A 19,953-nucleotide genomic window follows, 5' to 3' on the forward strand; every position below is an offset into this window, starting at 1 on the left:
AGGCACGCCGCCAGCGTTCGTCCTGAGCCAGGATCAAACTCTCCATAAAAGTGTTTGATTAAGCTCACTTCCACAGGATGTGGTGGCTTCGATGTTGCGAACAGGACGTTCGCGTTCTTAATCGAAGTTCATTCATCACTGTGACATTTTAAAACATTGACGAGATATCATGTATCTCTTTATTTCGCTTGGCTTTTTGTTCAGTTTTCAAAGAACTTTTTTGTGTGCTGTTGTGACAGCGACTTTATTAGTATAACAAATCAACTTAATTGATGTCAACTTATTTTTTTGTGTCAGTCACTTTCTCGTTAGCGACAAATAATAATATACCATGATTAAAATCATAATGCAATACTTTTTTTAAAAAATACTACCTTAGAATAAAGAACTACAAAATAGATCCTCTTGCTGAGATTTTATCCAAATTTAAAAAGGGTAAAACCTTTGCGATTATACCCTAAAGTGTACGGTTATTTCTATTGTAAACTTAAAACCCGATAAAAGATAACTCCCTTATTATAAAATAAATTGTTCAATAGCAATTAACAATACGACACCTGGAATACCTAAAAACCCTGAAACTGATGCAGTTACCATGTTTATTGGAATATGGTAACCAATGAGAGAACCAAAAGCATTTAAAAAGAATAAAAACAAAGCTCCGATCATTAACTTAACTGCTGCCTGGCCTACAAAACGTAGAGGCTTAATAGGGGCTCCAACAATAAGCAGGAAAAAAATAAGGCCACCAATTAAAGCAACGATTAATATAGGATCCACCATTCTCTCTCCTTTCATATAACATAATCATAAAACAAGAAAAGCGCTAGCGATCCGATGTTGACTTATCGTAAGGAGGAGAGCGAAGTCCACTAGACGCTGGGCGCTACAGCTAGACATCCTCGAAATTTAAACTTTCTTATTCTTATACAAAAAAGTAAAACCTTCTACTATTTACTACACTCAATAATCGAAAACATTGAAATCTCCTTACCTCTTCATTCAATAAGTAAAATCAATCTGCTTAACAAAAAGAAATAAATTAGGCCAAGCTCCTACTTCTACATATATGAAGCGATAAATAAAAAAAGAACGACAGGATTTAATCCTTATCGTTCTTTTGTGTTTGTCTCAGTCTTGCTTCTCGCAATAAAAACATGTACTTTGCTTCGGTAATTTTTAAGTCATTTAAAACCATCGGAGAAGGGTCTACGCTTTTTTTCACTAATAATTGTTGATTCGTTAACTTCTGTTTCATTTCATCAATCAGTAAAAATAATTTTTCATTTTCGTCTTTACGTATACGGTACTTCTTCTTAAAAAACATTTTCACCGCCCCAATCAACAGAAAAAATTTTATAGTTCACGTCTTCCTTCAATTGCCTTAGATAAGGTTACTTCATCCGCATACTCTAAATCTCCTCCTACAGGTAGTCCATGAGCAATACGTGTCACTCTGATTCCTGTAGGTTTCACTAAACGTGAAATATACATTGCTGTTGCTTCTCCTTCAATATTCGGATTAGTAGCAATGATAAGTTCTTGTACCGTTTCATCTTGAAGGCGTTTCAATAATTCTGGAATTTTAATATCCTCCGGGCCAATCCCATCCATCGGGGAAATCGCTCCATGTAAGACATGATAGAGACCGTAATATTCTTTCATTTTTTCCATCGCAATTACATCTTTTGCATCTTGAACCACACAAATGATCGAACGATCTCTTTTGGTATCTTCACAAATTCGACACGGATCTGTATCGGTAATATTATGACAAATGGAACAATATGATAGATTACGTTTGGCATTAACTAGTGCTTTTGCAAAGTCTAACACGTCATCCTCTTTCATATCTAGAACAAAAAAGGCCAGACGACTGGCTGTTTTGGGGCCGATGCCTGGCAATCTCATAAAGCCTTCCATTAATTTAGCTATTGGTTCAGGATATTGCAAACAGTTAACCTCCTTAGGTATTACATTGCCTTAAAATAACCCTGGCATATTCATACCTTTTGTATATTTACCCATATCCTGTTCGATTAATTCATCGACTTTTTTCAACGCTTCATTCATCGCTGCTAAAATTAAGTCTTGTAACATATCCACATCGTCTGGGTCTACAACTTCTTCAGAAATTTTAATATCTAAAATTCGTTTATCACCACTAGCAACAACGGTAACCATTCCGCCTCCTGCTGTCGCTTCTACTGTTTTTTCTTTAAGTTCTTCTTGCGCTTGCATCATTTGCTTTTGCATCTTTTGTACTTGCTTCATCATTTGTCCCATGTTTTTCATATAAAATACCTCCACATATTATTTACTTTCAACAATTTCAATTAAATCCGAACCTACTAATTTAATTGCCTCATCAACAATCGGATCTTCTTCTGGCTGAGAAGTATCACCACGTTGTTCCTTTAAGAAATCTTCTTTTATTTTATCCCATTGAATCAATAAAATCGAATAGAAATTGATCTGTTTTTGATAAACTTGTTGAATGATATTTTCTACGTCGGATCTAAATTTTGTTTCAATCATATCTCTATGCATTTCATTTTGAAATGCAAGTAGGATATTGTCATTCGAAGCGGCGACAGGCTTACAATCACTGAGCCAAGCCTGAGCAGGAATACTATGCTGCTTTACACGCTCCATCACTTGCCCCCACTGACTATTTACCAATTGTAAATCTTGTTTCGTCGCTTTTTTTAGCATTTCTTTTACTTGAGTGGGTGCACCTTTACTTCCTATTGAAGTTGAACCTTTCCTTTGTAAAGGTTTAGATGGTTCTTTCCGCTTTTCACTAGGAGCAGGAATAAATTGTCCAGATTTTAAACTTTTCAATTCTTTTTCAAGACTTTCCAACTTCTTCTCAAGAAACACTACCTTATCTTGGTCAACTGCTGAGCTAATTGCTGCTACTGATGATGTTGATTGACACAGTTTTACGATGGCTAGCTCTAAAAAGATTTTCCCTTGCGTCGCCCACTTCATCGCTTGCTGACTTTCACTTAATAGTTGAAGCCATTCATATATCGAAGAAGGTGAAATTTCCGTAGTTAGCTTTTTAAATTGTTCATCAACTTTAGCTCTTTCTAACATTCCTTCAAGTGCAGGAGCGGTTTGGTATAACAGAATGTCTCGATAATAATATATTAAATCTTCAATGAAACGTTGCGGATCTTTTCCTTCTGCAAGGAGACCATTCACTGACTTTAAGGCCTGCACTGAATCTTGGGCTTGAATAGCACTCACGATATCAGTTAAAAAACTTTGCGATACCGCTCCCGTTATTGAAAGAACATCTTCGAGGGTGACTGTTCCTTCTGAATAAGACATCGCTTGATCTAACAGGCTGAGAGCATCACGCATTCCACCGTCTGCAGCACGAGCAACCATTTGTAGTGCATCCTCATTTACTGCGGTTTCGTAATGACTTACGATAAATTTCATCCGATCAACTAATGCTTCATTCGAAATTCTCTTAAAATCAAATCGCTGACAACGCGAAATAATCGTCAAAGGAATTTTATGGGGCTCTGTCGTTGCGAGTATAAAAATGACATGCTTCGGTGGTTCTTCTAGTGTTTTTAATAAAGCATTAAACGCACCTGTTGAAAGCATATGAACTTCATCAATAATATACACTTTATAACGAACTTCATTTGGAGCGAACTTGACTTTGTCACGGATATCGCGAATTTCATCAACACCATTGTTTGAAGCAGCGTCAATTTCAATTACATCGACAATGGAACCATCCGTAATCCCTTTACATGACTTACATTCATTACATGGTTCAGATACAGGCGCCTGTTCACAATTAATTGCTTTTGCAACAATCTTGGCGGCACTTGTTTTACCTGTTCCTCTAGGTCCTGTGAAGAGATAAGCATGGGAAAACTTATTATGTACCAATGCATTTTGTAACGTTTTCGTGATATGTTCTTGTCCAGCAATATCTTTTAATTGCTGAGGTCTCCACACACGATATAGTGCTTGATATCCCAACGAATTCTCCTCCTTGGCCACTATTGCTTACATTATACCTTAACTACCCTTATATTTTCAAAAACAAATAAAAAAACAGCTTATAAAAAGCTGTTTCACATTTAATATATAAAGCCGTGCACCTTCCTTCGATCAAGTTGCCCCAAGCGTTACCTAAGCAGTTAGCTCAGCCCAGGCGACTCTGCGGCACACGGAAGTGGCCACTTACTGCTGCTTCCTTCCGGACCTGACAGGGTTCGTGGGTTTCCGTTGCGCAGAACCCAAGCGTCAACACCACTTACTTAGGTCAGACCTCACGACAACAAGACCTCGAGAAGGGATTCAGCCTCGCTACAGCGGATTGCGAGTACAGGGCACCGCTACCTCCCCACCTAGCACGGCAAAGTTAATAACAATTTTAAAGTGCGCCTCTCATGTGACGCATAACCTAGTATAGAGGTTTTCTAAATAAAATGCAATAGTAATACTTACGTCTAGTGGTTATTATTTCTGAATCGAGAGACTAACTCTATATTATCCTTATATCATGATTATAACATAACAACTTTCAGATTATTTATTTAATTTTGCTCTTTCCCTTAAACTTTTAAAAAAGTCTTTTAATAATTGAGCGCATTGAAAAGCAAGTATTTCTTTGGTCACCTCTGCTTGATGATTGAAACGCTCGTCGTTGACTAAATTGTAAAAAGTTCCTGCACAGCCTGCCTTAGGGTCAGCGGCACCGTAGACAACTCGCTTTACACGTGACTGCACAATTGCTCCAGCACACATTGGACAAGGCTCTAACGTGACATATAATGTACAGTCCATTAGTCTCCAGCTTCCTAGTACACTGCATGCTCTTTCAATAGCAAGCATTTCAGCATGTGCATGCGCTTGTTGTGTCGTCTCTCGTAAATTATAAGCAGAGGCAATAACTTTATTATCCTTTACAATCACCGCACCAATGGGAACTTCATGGATTTGTTTAGCTTTTTTTGCTTCTTCAATCGCTAACTGCATAAAGTACTCATCTGTATAAACACAATTCATACCAATTAATGCCTTTCTTTTCCACGTTGTTGTAAATCCTCTTCAAGTCGTTTCACACTCACCCAACGAAGAAATGTTTTTTCCATCGAGTGAAGTTCACTCTTATTGAACTGAATCAATTTCTTTTCCTTCATCTGCACATTCCTCTCTTGCTTTAATCTATTAAGAAGTATTATTCAGTAACTTTTTCTTATTCACCAAATTTAAAAAAACCCTGCAAAGTGCAGGGATTTTTTCTACCGCTTCGTCTTCGGATCAAATGCGTCACGAAGACCATCACCAATAAAGTTAATTGCCAGGACAGTTAATAAAATAGCTAAACCTGGTGGTATCCATGCTTCTGGATGCTGTGTTAATACTCTTAAACTACGAGCTTCCGTAACCATATTCCCCCAAGTTGGAGTTGGTTGAGGGATACCAAAACCGATAAAACTTAAAGCGGATTCGATAATAATCATCGTCGCCATCATTAATGTCGCATTTACAATAATCGGGCCAACTGCATTTGGTAAGAAATGCTTCACGATAATTCGAAGATCCGAACACCCGATAGAACGTGCCCCTAAAATAAACTCTTTTTCACGTAACGCTAAAAACGTACCACGTAAAATCCTCGTTATATTCGGCCACGTCGTTAAAGCAATGATACTAACAAATATAGCCACATTTATTTTTTCTAAAATAGCCATAACGGTAAGAACTAGTAATAAGAATGGGAATATAAGCATAAGGTCAGCTGCTCTCATGATCAAGCTGTCCACTTTACCACCATAAAACCCTGCGATAGAACCTAGTACGACACCGATTAGTAACGTAAAGGCCATCGCTGACACACCAACCGTTAATGAAATACGTGAACCATACACCATACGTGCAAAATTATCACGCCCAGAACTGTCTGTTCCTAGCCAGTGTTCCGCACTTGGTTTGGCCATTACATTTAAAAGATCCGATTTTGTTGGGTCATGTTCAGTTAATAAAGGTGCAAAAAGTGCTACTAAAATAAAGAATACTAATATAAAAATTCCAGCAACTGCAAGTTTATTACGAAGGAAGCGACGCATTGCAAGCTGAAAAGGGCTCGCACTTTTTGCAGGTTTTTGTGTTTGTTCAACATTCGCTGTATTATTCATTGCGCTCACCTCAATCGTAACGTATTCTTGGATCTACTACAGCATAGAAAATATCAGCCAGTAAGTTCCCAATAAGGATCGTTACAGCTAACAATAAGTTAATCGCCATGATGACTGGATAATCTCGATTCATAATCGAATTTAAAAACAATGTTCCTAAACCTGGGTAGTTAAATACAGCCTCAGTAATTACAGCTCCACTTAACAACGTTCCAAATTCAAAACCGAGTAGGGTAATAATTGGAATTAATGCATTTCGAAGGGTATGCTTATATAATACAGGTCTTGGCCCTAAACCTTTTGCCTTTGCTGTACGAATAAAGTCACTACCCATTACTTCCATCATTTCTGTTCTCATATAACGCATATAAATAGCTGTACTCGCTAAACCAAGTGTAAACCCTGGTAACACTAAATGTCTTAATTTATCAATGAATAACTCAAACCCTGTTAAACCAATTGTTGAAACTGTCCCTTGTGATGGGAACCAACCTAACTGGAATGAGAAAACATAAATTCCAATTAGCGCTGCAAAGAAGTTTGGAGTTGCAAGACCGAGAAAAGCAAATGTTGTTGCACTATAGTCAAGCAAAGAATATGGTTTTTTCGCAGAATAAATTCCTATCGGAAGCGCCACTACGATCGTTATAAAAAGAGAAAATAAAGATAAATATAACGTGTTCATAATACGTGAGCCAATCAACTCACTAACTGAACGTCCTGTATAGTGCATAGATTGTCCAAAATCACCTACTGCTACAGATGATAGCCAATTCCAATATTGAACTGGTAATGGGTCATTTAACCCTAATGCTTCTCTTCGCTCTTCCAACACTTCAGCTGGAATATTCGGATCTAAGATTTCACCAGATAGTGGATCTCCAGGTGCCATATAGGCTAATGCGAAAATAACAACTGTCACGATAAAAAGCATAGGTATAAATTGCAAGACCCTTCGTGTGATGTATTTATACATGATTGTCCTCCTCCTACTCATAAAAGGGGGGTGCATAGCAGGTCTAGACCATGCACCCTTACACTTCTACCTTTAAAAATTATTGTTCTAACCACCATAAGTGAGAGTCGTCATTTACCATACGTGGTTTAACTGTCCAACCATGGAATTTTTTGTTAAATACGACATTTACATTTGCAGTGTATAAAGGAATTTCTGGAAGTTGCTCAGAAAAGTAGTTTGCCCATTCACCATATACTTGCTTACGATACTCAAGGTCAAACGCTTCTGGTGTCTTTAACGCTTTATCTAACAACTCATCACTGTGAGCATCGTTCCAACGTAAATAGTTGTATCCTGCTGTAGATCTGTGAATTCCAGATGGATCTGGATCTCCAGTATCTAATCCCCATCCAGCTAAATACATATCCCAACCTGTGTTGTTTTTCTCCACTAACTCAAAGTGAGCAGAAGCTTCACGAGGGCTACGCATATTAACGTTAATACCTACAGCTTTTAAGTTTTCAACAATGATTGGCGCTGTACGTTCACGTACTTGGTTACCTGTTGGATAATCAAGGTTTAATGTCCATTCGTTACCGTTTGGATCTTCACGTAAACCATCACCATTTGTATCAACATAACCAGCTTCATCTAAAAGCGCATTTGCTTTTTCTTCACTATACTCATAGTCGTTTACAGCATCTGGATCAAATGCCCAAGAAGCTTCTGGTAATGGAGCATTTAATACCGTACCAGAGCCATGAAGTAATCCTTCTACGAAACCTTGACGATTAATCGCATGTGCGATTGCTTGGCGAACTTTCACTTCTTGTACTTTTTCATTTGGAATCCATCCAGACTTATCTGTCCAGTCGTCTTGTTCACCTTCTGAATGATGCAACTTAAATCCTAAGTATTGGTAACCAAAGTCTTGATCTTGAACTAAAGTAACGTTTGGCAATGCTTCTATGTCAGCTACATCAGCTGCAGGAACACCACCAGGGAGACCTATCATATGTAGCTCTTCATTTTGAAGTTGTCCAAGCATAACGTCTTGGTTTACTACTTTCCAAACGACACGGTCAAGGTAAGGCGCACCTTGCCAGTAATCTTCATTACGCTCTAAAACGTATTGTTGTCCTTCTAAAATATCCGTTAATTTGAACGGACCAGTACCAATGACTTCTCCAGCTTCACGGGAAGCTGTATGCTCTGGCATTTCTTTTACAGGAACATCACCAAAAATGTGTTCAGGAATAATAGCAAAGCTTGTATATTGTAACGCTGTAATACTAGGCTCTTTAAACGTGAATTTAACTGTGTACTCATCCACTGCTTCAACACCAGCTAACGTATCTGCTTCACCAGCAACATACTCTTCATAACCTACTAATTGGTTTACGTAGTCAACACGTACTCCACCAGCAGCAGTGTAATCAGGGTCAGCAATAGAAGTGTAAGTGAATACTACGTCATCCGCAGTAAACTCTTCACCATCATGCCATTTTACCCCTTCATTTAAGGTGTATGTTAATTCCGTATACTCATCATTGAATTCCCATTCTTTAGCTAACGAAGGGATCCACTGTAATTCTTCATCTAATGCTACTAATGCTTCATGTGTAAAATCTAGAATGTTTGCTTCATAAGAATCTGCATAGAAAATTGGGTTAAACTGACCAGCTGGCGCTGAAAACATTGCTGCATTAAGTGTTCCACCTTGTTGTGGTTCACCTGCAGCTTGCTCTTCTCCTTGTTCTCCATTTTGATCTGTTGTTGGAGCTTCTTCTTCAGTACCGCCTCCGCCACAAGCAGCAAGGATTGTACTAAGTGATAGAGCACCTGCTAACATTAATGCTAAACTTTTTTTCATTGTTTTCCCCCCTGAAAATGTCTTTAATTCGTTAAATAACTACAAAACGCCTTTAGAAACTATGTCGCTTTGAACAATCACCTCCTCAATAAGGTAAAAGCACAATTTAAACTTCTTTTGGTTCAATTTTTGGCTCAGGTTCTGTATAGAGATGACAAGCAACGTAATGACCGTCTCCCATATGCGTTAAATCAGGTCGCTCTACTTTACAACGATCATGCGCTTTTGGACATCTTGTATGGAATGAACAGCCAGTCGGTGGATTTGAAGGACTAGGTAAATCCCCAGACAGTTTAATCTTTTCTTTTTTAGCATGTACATTCGTTGATGGTACCGCTGAAAGTAATGCTTGAGTATACGGATGAAGAGGTTTGTCATATAATGAGTGCTTTGGTGCAATTTCCGCGATTCTACCTAAATACATAACAGCAACACGATCACTAATATGCTTAACAACACTTAAGTCATGCGCAATAAATAGATAGGTTAAGTCAAATTCATCTTGTAAATCCGCCATAATATTTAAGACCTGTGATTGAACTGAAACATCTAGAGCTGATACAGGTTCATCACCGATAATAAACTTAGGTTTTGTTGATAATGATCTTGCTATTCCAATCCGTTGACGTTGACCACCAGAAAACTCATGTGGATACTTCATACGAGCCTCTGAACCTAACCCTACTTTCCCCAACAATTCTACGACCATCTCTTTACGTTCTTTTGAAGACATCGTGTTTTGTACGAGCATCGGTTCTTCAATTAACTCTCCAACACTCATTCGTGGATTAAGTGATGCATATGGATCCTGAAAGACCATTTGCATATCTTTACGAAGCGGCCTTAGCTTACTTTGACTAATTGTCGAAATATCTTGTCCTTCAAATTTAATCGTTCCAGATGTCGGATCTAATAAACGTAGTAAAACTCGTCCCATCGTAGACTTACCAGACCCAGACTCCCCAACAATACCTAATGTTTCGCCTTTGAAAATGTCAAAACTAATATCATCTACAGCTTTCACATGACCTACTGTACGTTGAAGGATGCCACCTTTTACAGGAAAGTATTTTTTTAAATTTTTAACCTCTACAATTTTCTCTCGGTCTTGTTGTACATTTTCTTTGTTAGACATCATTTACTCCTTTCCGTCAAAAAGAACACAACGTACTTTATGTCCTGGTCCTGCTTCATATAGCTCTGGTACATCATTTGTACATTTATCCATCGCATGTTTACAGCGTGGTGCAAATCGACAGCCGATTGGGAAGTTATGAGCAGGTGGAACCATCCCAGGGATAGCTTCTAAACGCTCTTTATCATCGTCAATTTGCGGCATACTATTTAGTAATCCAACCGTATATGGATGCTTAGGATTTGTGAACAACTCTTTAACATCAGCCTCTTCTACTATTTGCCCACCATACATCACAATGACACGGTCAGCTGTTTCAGCAACAACACCTAAGTCATGGGTGATCATTAAAATAGATGAACCAAACTCTTCTTTCATATCAATCATTAAATCTAAGATTTGCGCTTGAATCGTTACATCTAATGCTGTAGTAGGCTCGTCCGCAATTAATAACTTCGGTTTACAGGAAAGGGCTATTGCAATCATTGCACGCTGTCTCATCCCCCCGGATAGTTGGTGCGGATATTCATTGACGATTGCTTCAGCACGTGGAAAACCGACTAATTTCAAGAGTTCCACCGCTTTAGCATACGCTTCTTTTTTCTTCATTTTTTTATGTTTCATTAACGGTTCGGCAATTTGATTACCGATAGTAAACACCGGGTTCAATGAAGTCATCGGCTCTTGGAAAATCATACCAATTTCATTTCCGCGCACACTCGTCATTTCTTTTTCCGACAGTTTCAGAAGATCCTTTCCATCTAGCTTAATAGAGCCTGCAACAATTTTACCTGGAGGTGATTGAATTAATTGCATAATCGATAAAGATGTAATACTCTTCCCACTACCTGACTCTCCTACAAGAGCAAGCGTTTCACCCTTTTGAATTTCAAAATCGACTCCATCAACCGCTTTTGCTACTTTACCATCGTCGATAAAGAAATGCGTTTTTAATCCTTTTACTTCTAAGAGAACGTTTTTATCCATTCCTGCACCTCAACTACTTTGCATATTTTCTTGCTGCATCATATTTTCGAATTTTTCGACAAATAAACCCAGTTATAAATTCTTTTCTTGCACATAAGAAAATGAGTCTTTATATTGTTTCAACTCTATATTAACGTCCGCACTAATTATTCCGTCCATTTTAGCTAACTCTTTATTCACAAAATGAACTAAATCTTCATTACTTTTAAAGTAGGCTTGAATGATTAAATCATGTCTTCCTGAAAATGCACCGACAAAGCGTACTTCTGCATAACGATTTAGTTGATCTGCAATTTCTTCCTGACTTCCTAATTTCGTTGAAATCCCAATAATCGCTTGAACGTTTAAACCAACTTTATTTGGGTTAGTATGAATAACAAATTCAAACACATTTTCCTTAAGCATACGGTTAATTCTTGTTCGAATTGTTCCTTCACTCACATCCAATAACTTAGCAATTTCAGTATAGGATCTTTTGCCGTTTTCTTGTAAATATCCTAATATAGCAAAGTCCATTTGATCTAATTTGCTCATTTTACCACATCACTTTACGTTTTCAGATAATTTCACCAATTAATTTTTACGAAAACACATAGTATTAAATTAATATTTCTGTAAATTTCGTAAAAATTTTAATCAATTAAGGTCATTATAAGTAATATCCTACATAATTGCAATATTCGTTTTTTTATTTTTAAAATTTTTTATAGGAAAAAATCTAACAAACTACTAATATCAAGGGATTGGTAACCCTTACAAAAACTTATTTTTGAAAAAAGTTCTATTTCGAAATTAGAAAAAAGATTTGATTTTTTTTACGAATATGCAAAACAAGTAATTAACTTCCCTTTTTATAGTACTTTTCTAATAAAACTTATGTGAATTTTATGTAAATAAAAATGGTCAAGCCTCTATGAGCTTGACCATTTTTCATATTAAATTGTATTTATAATTGTTTTATTTCCCATATACGGACGTAATACTTCTGGTATGATAACACTACCATCTTCTTGCTGATAGTTTTCCAGGATGGCGGCAACGGTTCGACCTAATGCCAATCCAGACCCGTTTAATGTATGAACAAACTCTGTTTTTCCTTTCGCATCCCTTTTGAAACGGATGTTTGCTCTTCTAGCCTGGAAATCTTCAAAGTTACTGCAAGAAGAAATTTCACGATATGTACCATAACTAGGAATCCATACTTCAATATCGTATTTCTTTGCAGCTGTAAAACCAAGATCAGCTGTACACATGCTCATCACTCGATAAGGGAGTTTTAATAGTTGTAAAACCTTTTCTGCATGACCAGTAAGTTTTTCGAGTTCTTCATAAGAGTCTTCAGGCTTTACAAATCGTACAAGCTCAACTTTGTTAAACTGGTGCTGTCGAATTAACCCTCTCGTATCTCTTCCTGCAGACCCTGCCTCTGAACGGAAACACGCACTAAAGGCCGTATAAGCAATTGGTAATTGTTCTACTGATAGGATCTCATCACGATGAAAATTGGTAACGGGTACTTCAGCTGTCGGAATCAAGAAATAGTCTTCTTCTCGAATTTTAAATGCATCTTCTTCAAACTTAGGTAATTGTCCTGTTCCAATCATACTTGTACGATTCACCATATAAGGAGGGAGAATTTCTTCATACCCATGTTCGTCTTCATGTAAATCCATCATAAAATTAAGTAACGCACGTTCTAGCCTTGCTCCAAGTCCTTTATAAAAAACAAAACGGCTTCCTGTCACTTTTGACGCTCTTTCAAAATCTAATACCCCTAATTCTGTTGCAAGGTCCCAATGAGGTTTCGGTTCAAAAGAAAAATTAGGTTGCTCTCCCCATTGTCTTACTTCAACATTATCGTCTTCACTTTCTCCTACCGGAACAGATTCATGTGGAATATTTGGAATCGTAAGGAGTAAGTGGTCTAACTGTTCTTCAATCATACGTAGCTCTTCGTCTAATTCTTTTACTTTATCTGAAACATTACGCATCTCAAGGATAAGGTGTTCTGCATCTTTTTTCTCACGCTTTAACTGAGCGACTTCTTGAGATACCGCATTTCGTTTGCTTTTCAATTCTTCAACAGCAACGATAATCGACCGACGCTTTTCATCTAGTTCTTGAAACTGGTCAATTCCTGACAGTTCTTCACCACGCATTTCTAATTTCTTTTTAATCGCATCAAAGTCCTTACGTAATAATTTAATATCTAGCATCATTAACCCTCCTAATTCATATTCTATCCTTTTCCATTATTCACTATTTCCTAATCATTTGAAAGTATATACATATAAGAAAAGCGGAATAGCAACAATCTATAGAGATTATAGAAAAAAACGCAAAAAGCCCTCATCCCTACTAAGGGACGAGAGCACCCGCGTTGCCACCCTTTTTGCAATAGTAAAATGAGCTATTGCCTCTTAAACAGTTAACGGCTGTTACCGGAAATGCTTCAGAATGAATTCTTTGGCATTTCACTTAGGGGGCAGAATTCACAATCGTACTTGACCGGTTTTCACCAACCACCGATTCTCTAATACAAAATACGATTGCTACTAAATCCCTTCAACGCTTTAGTTATTTGGTTTATGCTTTTACTTTTTGATTAACCGATTGTCGTACGATTTCGACAAAATACTGATGGAATCGATGATCATCGGTTAATTCTGGATGGAAAGAGCAGGCAAGATAATGCCCCTGTCTGGCCACAACAATTTCCTCATTAAATTTCGATAGAATCTCAACATTTTCATCTACATCAACAATAAGTGGAGCGCGAATAAACACAGCACGAACATCATCACCGACTCCAGTAACAATTAAATCCGTTTCAAAGCTCTCACGTTGTCTGCCAAAAGCATTTCTTTGTACCGTCATATCCATAAACCCTAAATGTCCTTCAGGCTGTCCAACAATATGTTTAGACATAAGAATAAGACCAGCACAAGTACCAAAGATCGGTTTTCCTTTTGCTCCAAACTCCTTTAAAGCTTCAAAAAAACCATACTCATCGATAAGCCGACGCATCGTTGTACTTTCTCCACCTGGAAAAACAAGACCGTCGATTTCTTCCAACTGTTCAACCTTTTTAATAATTACTGTTTCTACATCAGGAGCAGCAAGACATTTGACATGCTCTCGAACTGCACCTTGAAGAGCAAGAACTCCAATTTTTATCATAATAATGCTCCCTTTCTAAAAATAACTGTAGAAATTACCAGCCACGCTCCTGCATGCGCTCAGACGGATTTAATGAAGAAATTTCAATTCCTTTCATAGCTGATCCTAGATCTTTAGAAAGTTCAGCGATTAACGCATAATCTTGAAAGTGTGTAGTCGCTCTAACAATCGAACGAGCAAATTTTTCTGGGTTATCTGATTTAAAGATACCTGAACCAACAAATACTCCATCAGCACCTAACTGCATCATTAATGCAGCATCAGCAGGAGTCGCAACACCGCCAGCTGCAAAGTTAACTACAGGTAATTTTCCTTCTTTTTGAATTTGAAGTAAGATTTCATACGGTGCACCTGTATTTTTTGCTTCTGTCATTAATTCATCTGTTGACATTGAAACAATTTTACGAATTTGTGACTGCATCATACGCATATGGCGTACAGCTTCTACGATATTCCCTGTTCCTGGCTCCCCTTTTGTACGAAGCATTGATGCACCTTCACCAATACGACGAGATGCTTCACCGATATCACGAGCCCCACATACAAAAGGTACAGTGTATTCATTTTTGTTTAAGTGGTACACTTCATCAGCAGGAGTTAAAACTTCACTCTCATCAATATAATCCACACCTAATGCTTCTAACACACGTGCTTCAACAATATGACCGATACGGCATTTAGCCATAACAGGGATCGATACTGCATTCATTACATCTTCTACAATTGTAGGATCTGCCATACGTGCTACTCCACCAGCTGCACGAATATCTGCAGGAACACGCTCTAATGCCATAACAGCAACTGCACCTGCTGCTTCAGCGATTTTTGCTTGCTCTGCATTAACAACGTCCATAATAACGCCGCCCTTTTGCATTTCTGCCATTCCACGTTTTACGCGATCTGTACCCGTTTCTACCATTCGTAATTCCTCCTATACAATTCTCTAAAGCTTTTCGTGTTGTTTTTATATCGTAGCTATGTAAAATCTACCTAGCAACACGGACAATATAATAAATTTTCAGTAATTATTGTACCACTTTTCTATAGCAAAGCAAATGTATTGATATAAAGAAGGCGGGAATTAATTAAACCAACCTTTAACTGCATCAGCAACACTTGTCCAAACATTTGAGAAAAAGCCGCCAATTGCACGCATCCCTCGACTAAAAAACCCTGCACGTTCTACAGCTTCTGCAGTCTCAACATTGACAACTTCATGCGTCACTGCGCTTTCAAAAAGGTGACTATATTCCGTTTTACCTTGATTTACTACTGTCAATGTGCCAATAACCTCACCTTGTTCTATAGGAGCTTTTAGCTCTCCATCTTCTGTTATGACAGTAGGATCTAATTCCAAAAGAGGGTCAAATAATTCTTCATCACCTGATTTTAATAATACCTTCAAGGGTTCATTCACCTTAATTTTCACTTCACGAGCTTTCCCATCGACTACAGGTAATATAGCTATACCATCTTCAAATGCATCTTCAAGATAAACTTCATGCTGTACGAAGTTATTAAATCCATAGTCTAAAAGACGCTCGGTCTCAGTAAATCTATCATCTAAATTTTTCAAACGCATTACAACAGAAATTAATGTAACTCCATTACGTTCAGCCACTCCAGTAAAACAGTAACCTGCTTCGTTAGTATAACCTGTTTTTAATCCAAGCATTCCCTCATATTCATGCTTTAACCCTGGTAACATCTCATTCCAGTTTTTCATACATGTCCAGTCGTTCAAGCAAGCTTGGGGATCAACTCCAGTTAAAACTTCACCTTGAAATCTTTGCATCGGTACACTTGCTGTATCTAACATTTCTGGGAAATCATTTATTAAATGATAGGCTAGCTTAGCTGTTGCACGAGCAGACAAACGGTTTTCATCATTTTCATCTCCAGCTACATGCTGACCACCATAGGAGCGATTCGGCAACCCTGTGGAGTTAACAAAGCTATAATCATCTAGCTCTAACTCTGCTGCTTTTTCATTCATACGTTCCACGAATGTGGCATATGAACCGCCAGCGATCGCTTCTGCTAACGCAATGGTTGCAGCATTTCCAGATTCTATTGCCATCGCTTCGTATAAATCCTTTATTGTATACGTTTCTTCTGGATCTAAAAATACATTAGAAGAACCGGCTTGATGCGACATATTGCTAATAAAGCTACTAATAGAAACCGTTTGATCCCAAGTAACTGTTCCATTATTTATAGCCTCTAAAACAAGATACTCTGTCATCATTTTCGACATACTTGCCGGCGGTAACATCACATCAGCATTTTTTTCAAACAATACTTTCCCCGTATTTGCATCTACTAAAATAGCTGATTCCGCTACTAGATCTATGCTTGCTTCAACTTTTTGAATTGAACCAAAAAAAGTTACAAAAGCAATTGCACATAGTAGTGAATAAGCAACTATTTTTTTATATCTGTGTATCATTAACAATCACTCCTCTTTATTCATTACACAAACGGTATTGTATCACATCTACTCATAAAAAAATAGATAGGTAAAGTACCTATCTATTACAGTAATGTTAAGGGTTTAGACCTATTTTTATTAAGATTGAATTGAATAGTTTGGTGCTTCTTTCGTAATTTGAACGTCATGTGGATGACTTTCTCTTAATCCTGCACCTGTAATTCGGATAAACTGACTATTTTCCCGCAACTCTGTAATCGTCTTTGTTCCACAATACCCCATTCCAGCTCGTATACCACCAATTAACTGATGGATAGTATCTGAAAGTGGACCTTTGTACGGAATTCGACCTTCAATTCCTTCTGGTACAAGTTTCTGGTTATTTTCTTGGAAATAACGATCCTTACTTCCCTTTTCCATAGCTCCGATTGAACCCATACCTCTATACACTTTAAACTGTCGTCCTTGGTAGATTTCGCGTTCACCTGGACTTTCAGAAACACCAGCTAATAGGCTTCCTAACATTACAGCATGGCCACCTGCTGCTAAAGCTTTTACAATATCTCCTGAAAATTTAATACCACCATCAGCAATAATCGATACACCGTGCTTCCTAGCCTCTGTAGCACAGTCATAAACTGCGGTAACTTGTGGTACTCCAATTCCAGCAATAATACGTGTAGTACAAATCGAGCCTGGTCCAATACCTACTTTTACAACATTAGCTCCTGCCTCAATTAAGTCTCTTGTCGCTGCAGCGGTTGCCACATTCCCTGCAATAATATCAAGATCAGGGTATTCTTTTCGAACTTCACGTACTTTCTCTAATACACCTTGAGAATGACCGTGAGCTGTGTCAATTACAATCACATCTACCCCAGCTTCAACAAGCGCTTTTACACGAACCATTGTATCTACAGTTACACCTACAGCTGCCCCAACAACTAATCGTCCTTGACTATCTTTAGCTGAGTTAGGAAACTCAATTACTTTTTCTATATCTTTAATTGTAATTAATCCTTTTAAAATTCCTTCGTCATCTACAAGTGGTAGCTTCTCAATTTTGTACTTTTGTAAGATTTTTTCAGCTTCATCTAATGTAGTTCCAACAGGAGCAGTTACGAGATCTTCTTTTGTCATTACATCGTCGATTTTAATAGAGTAATCCTCAATAAAGCGTAAATCTCGATTGGTAAGAATACCAACTAACCTCTGATTTTCATCAACAATTGGTACACCAGAAATGCGGTATTTACCCATTAAATGTTCTGCATCAAAAACTTGACGATCTGGTGTTAAATAAAAAGGGTTAGTAATAACACCACTTTCAGAACGCTTGACACGGTCAACCTGCTCAGCTTGCTCTTCGATTGACATGTTTTTATGGATAATACCAAGTCCACCTTCTCGAGCCATTGCAATAGCCATGCTAGCCTCAGTTACAGTGTCCATCCCTGCACTTATAATAGGCATATTAAGCTTCAACTTTGCTGTTAAATCTGTTTTAACTGAAACATCCTTAGGAAGAATTTCCGACTTTTGTGGAATAAGCAACACATCATCAAATGTTAAACCTTCTTTTTCAAACTTATTTTCCCACACAACAATTCCCTTCCTCTCCTTTAAATAAGTAAAATCTAAGTTTTACGAGTAAATATTATTTGTAGCTTAACAATTGGTTAAACTACTGTCAAGAAAGCAAAAGTAATCCGATTTTTCTGTAAATAATCATAACAAGCTTTATTAAGAAAGGGTACTGATTTTATGAAGACTCAACAAAATATTTGGAATAAAGTTTTACCATTTCGTTCTACGAAATATACACAAACAATTTTAAGATCTTGTTATGAAATAAATCGTGAAAAAGAAAGTGAAGCTTTAGCTTTTCAAAACACATACCCTTTTATCTATTATCTTGAACATGGGGAAAAATATTTTTCTCAAGTTCAAACTGCACCTATTGAACTGCGTCCAGTTCTCCTATTTTACGGTATGGTCCAACTCATGAAAGCATGTTTATTGTTGAAAGACCCTCATTATCCAGAAACGAGTCAAGTATTAGCACATGGAGTAACAACGAGAAAGAGAAAGAAAAGTCAGTATGTCTTTCTAGATGATGAAGTAAAAATTCAAAAGAACGGATTATTAACACACTTTTCTGAAAAAATGTTTCATGTGAAACATTTTTCGAGTGAAAAATACAAAATGAGACTTTTACTTCGACAAATATTTGAAATGCACACTTTATTTACTCAAATCGAAAACATGAAGCGACCATATTTTATTCAATTTACCGAAAACAATCTTACCATTCCGGCAGCCCTTTTAGATGAGTTTCAGTTTGGTATTTCAAGCTTCTGCTCCTATATTTCAGAGCGCTCTAAACAGAAATTTCAATCTCATCTAGATGTAAATAAAGATCAAAGAAGTAAAGATTTGCACATTACAGGAAGCGCACCTATATGTTCTACACAGTGTCATCCATTTTTATTTGCTTCAACTGGTAATTACTATTTATCTCCATATAAAAATGAGTTATTAGATATTCCAGAAATTATCGTGCACTATTTAATCCTCTATAATTTAAGCATGATTTGCCGTTATGAAACAGAGTGGTGGGGAGAATTATTTCATCACTACCCTGATAAAGATTATCCATTCATTTATCATTTCCTTTCAGTTGCTGCAGAAAAAGTACCTCTATTGCTTTTTTCAATTATGGAGAAACAAGTAACTGCATCTACACCAAAATAAGTATGTATTTGGGTGTAGATGCACCTCAAACAAACCGAAACTTCAACAGTAGTCTATTACTGTAGCTTCGGTTTTGTAGGTCTATATCCACTATTTTATGATCCTAACCTTTGTAAGTCTCGCTAGTTGGTGGGCGGCTTGCGCTAGACATATAAGAAAAGCGCAAGCGCCCGTTTAGCGGCGTATGGACTGAAGCCCCACCGTATGAGATAAAGGAAACACGGCGAGAGTAATCGAGCCGATGTTGACTTATCGTAAGGAGGGGGAGCGAAGTCCACTAGACGCTGGGCGCTGCAGCTAGACATCCTCGAAATTTATACTTTTTTATGCATTAAAAAAGCACAACCCTCATGGATTGTGCTTTTTGCCTAGCGACGTCCTACTCTCACAGGGGGAAGCCCCCAACTACCATCGGCGCTGAAGAGCTTAACTTCCGTGTTCGGCATGGGAACGGGTGTG

At 37.6% G+C, this 19,953-nt stretch carries 19 protein-coding genes, 1 rRNA gene, 1 other RNA gene and 1 other annotated feature; of the genes, 1 reads left to right on the forward strand and 20 read right to left on the reverse strand.

Going from position 1 to position 19,953, the window contains the following annotated elements; translation table 11 throughout:
• Positions 1-516: 516 nt before the first annotated feature.
• From J0N78_RS24855 to guaB, 19 genes are all read right to left on the reverse strand, one after another.
• Positions 517-783 (reverse strand): pro-sigmaK processing inhibitor BofA family protein, encoded by a 267-nt coding sequence (locus tag J0N78_RS24855; RefSeq protein WP_247747537.1) that lies wholly within the window; start codon positions 781-783, stop codon positions 517-519.
• A gap of 319 nt (positions 784-1,102) precedes the next feature.
• Positions 1,103-1,327, reverse strand: a complete 225-nt coding sequence (locus tag J0N78_RS24860) for a YaaL family protein (protein WP_209125770.1) — start codon at positions 1,325-1,327, stop codon at positions 1,103-1,105.
• Positions 1,328-1,356: 29 nt separating this feature from the next.
• On the reverse strand, positions 1,357-1,953 hold the full coding sequence (gene recR, locus J0N78_RS24865; protein ID WP_209125771.1) for a recombination mediator RecR: 597 nt from the start codon (positions 1,951-1,953) through the stop codon (positions 1,357-1,359).
• A gap of 30 nt (positions 1,954-1,983) precedes the next feature.
• On the reverse strand, positions 1,984-2,295 hold the full coding sequence (locus tag J0N78_RS24870; RefSeq protein WP_209125772.1) for a YbaB/EbfC family nucleoid-associated protein: 312 nt from the start codon (positions 2,293-2,295) through the stop codon (positions 1,984-1,986).
• An 18-nt stretch (positions 2,296-2,313) separates the two neighbouring features.
• The gene (gene dnaX, locus J0N78_RS24875; protein ID WP_209125773.1) at positions 2,314-4,011 is read right to left on the reverse strand and encodes a DNA polymerase III subunit gamma/tau; all 1,698 of its coding nucleotides are present in this window, start codon (positions 4,009-4,011) and stop codon (positions 2,314-2,316) included.
• 114 nt (positions 4,012-4,125) lie between these two features.
• Positions 4,126-4,391, reverse strand: an RNA gene (gene ffs, locus J0N78_RS24880) — signal recognition particle sRNA large type.
• Between the two features lie 172 nt (positions 4,392-4,563).
• Complete coding sequence (gene tadA / locus J0N78_RS24885) at positions 4,564-5,043, reverse strand: tRNA adenosine(34) deaminase TadA (RefSeq protein ID WP_209125774.1); 480 nt, start codon at positions 5,041-5,043, stop codon at positions 4,564-4,566.
• A gap of 5 nt (positions 5,044-5,048) precedes the next feature.
• Complete coding sequence (locus J0N78_RS26290; protein ID WP_280637271.1) at positions 5,049-5,177, reverse strand: hypothetical protein; 129 nt, start codon at positions 5,175-5,177, stop codon at positions 5,049-5,051.
• A gap of 102 nt (positions 5,178-5,279) precedes the next feature.
• Positions 5,280-6,176, reverse strand: coding sequence for an oligopeptide ABC transporter permease (gene opp4C / locus J0N78_RS24890; RefSeq protein WP_209125775.1), 897 nt, complete (start codon positions 6,174-6,176; stop codon positions 5,280-5,282).
• A 10-nt stretch (positions 6,177-6,186) separates the two neighbouring features.
• On the reverse strand, positions 6,187-7,152 hold the full coding sequence (locus J0N78_RS24895) for an ABC transporter permease (RefSeq protein WP_209125776.1): 966 nt from the start codon (positions 7,150-7,152) through the stop codon (positions 6,187-6,189).
• A 79-nt stretch (positions 7,153-7,231) separates the two neighbouring features.
• Positions 7,232-9,007, reverse strand: a complete 1,776-nt coding sequence (locus tag J0N78_RS24900; protein WP_209125777.1) for a peptide-binding protein — start codon at positions 9,005-9,007, stop codon at positions 7,232-7,234.
• A 106-nt stretch (positions 9,008-9,113) separates the two neighbouring features.
• A complete protein-coding gene (locus J0N78_RS24905; RefSeq protein WP_209125778.1) occupies positions 9,114-10,142 on the reverse strand; it encodes an ABC transporter ATP-binding protein in 1,029 nt (342 codons plus the stop codon).
• Positions 10,143-10,145: 3 nt separating this feature from the next.
• Positions 10,146-11,129 carry an ABC transporter ATP-binding protein gene (locus tag J0N78_RS24910; protein WP_209125779.1) on the reverse strand — a complete coding sequence of 328 codons (984 nt, stop codon included), beginning with the start codon at positions 11,127-11,129 and terminating at the stop codon, positions 10,146-10,148.
• 72 nt (positions 11,130-11,201) lie between these two features.
• A complete protein-coding gene (locus J0N78_RS24915) occupies positions 11,202-11,663 on the reverse strand; it encodes an Lrp/AsnC family transcriptional regulator (protein WP_209125780.1) in 462 nt (153 codons plus the stop codon).
• Between the two features lie 401 nt (positions 11,664-12,064).
• A complete protein-coding gene (gene serS / locus J0N78_RS24920) occupies positions 12,065-13,345 on the reverse strand; it encodes a serine--tRNA ligase (protein ID WP_209125781.1) in 1,281 nt (426 codons plus the stop codon).
• A 142-nt stretch (positions 13,346-13,487) separates the two neighbouring features.
• Positions 13,488-13,707, reverse strand: a binding site (T-box leader).
• An 8-nt stretch (positions 13,708-13,715) separates the two neighbouring features.
• A complete protein-coding gene (pdxT, locus tag J0N78_RS24925) occupies positions 13,716-14,309 on the reverse strand; it encodes a pyridoxal 5'-phosphate synthase glutaminase subunit PdxT (RefSeq protein WP_209125782.1) in 594 nt (197 codons plus the stop codon).
• 34 nt (positions 14,310-14,343) lie between these two features.
• Entirely contained in the window at positions 14,344-15,228 is an 885-nt protein-coding gene (gene pdxS / locus J0N78_RS24930) for a pyridoxal 5'-phosphate synthase lyase subunit PdxS (RefSeq protein ID WP_209125783.1), read from the reverse strand.
• 162 nt (positions 15,229-15,390) lie between these two features.
• The gene (locus J0N78_RS24935) at positions 15,391-16,758 is read right to left on the reverse strand and encodes a D-alanyl-D-alanine carboxypeptidase family protein (RefSeq protein WP_209125784.1); all 1,368 of its coding nucleotides are present in this window, start codon (positions 16,756-16,758) and stop codon (positions 15,391-15,393) included.
• Positions 16,759-16,878: 120 nt separating this feature from the next.
• Positions 16,879-18,342 carry an IMP dehydrogenase gene (gene guaB / locus J0N78_RS24940; protein WP_209125785.1) on the reverse strand — a complete coding sequence of 488 codons (1,464 nt, stop codon included), beginning with the start codon at positions 18,340-18,342 and terminating at the stop codon, positions 16,879-16,881.
• 162 nt (positions 18,343-18,504) lie between these two features.
• Here guaB and J0N78_RS24945 point away from each other — a divergent pair, with 162 nt between their 5' ends.
• Entirely contained in the window at positions 18,505-19,494 is a 990-nt protein-coding gene (locus J0N78_RS24945) for a YaaC family protein (protein WP_209125786.1), read from the forward strand.
• A 366-nt stretch (positions 19,495-19,860) separates the two neighbouring features.
• Here the strand turns inward: J0N78_RS24945 and rrf are convergent.
• A 5S ribosomal RNA gene (gene rrf / locus J0N78_RS24950) occupies positions 19,861-19,953 on the reverse strand; the annotation flags it as partial.

Origin of the sequence: Alkalihalobacillus sp. BA299 (genome assembly GCF_017745675.1) — a bacterium.
In the GTDB taxonomy this organism is placed as follows: Bacteria; Bacillota; Bacilli; order Bacillales; family Bacillaceae_F; genus Alkalihalobacterium.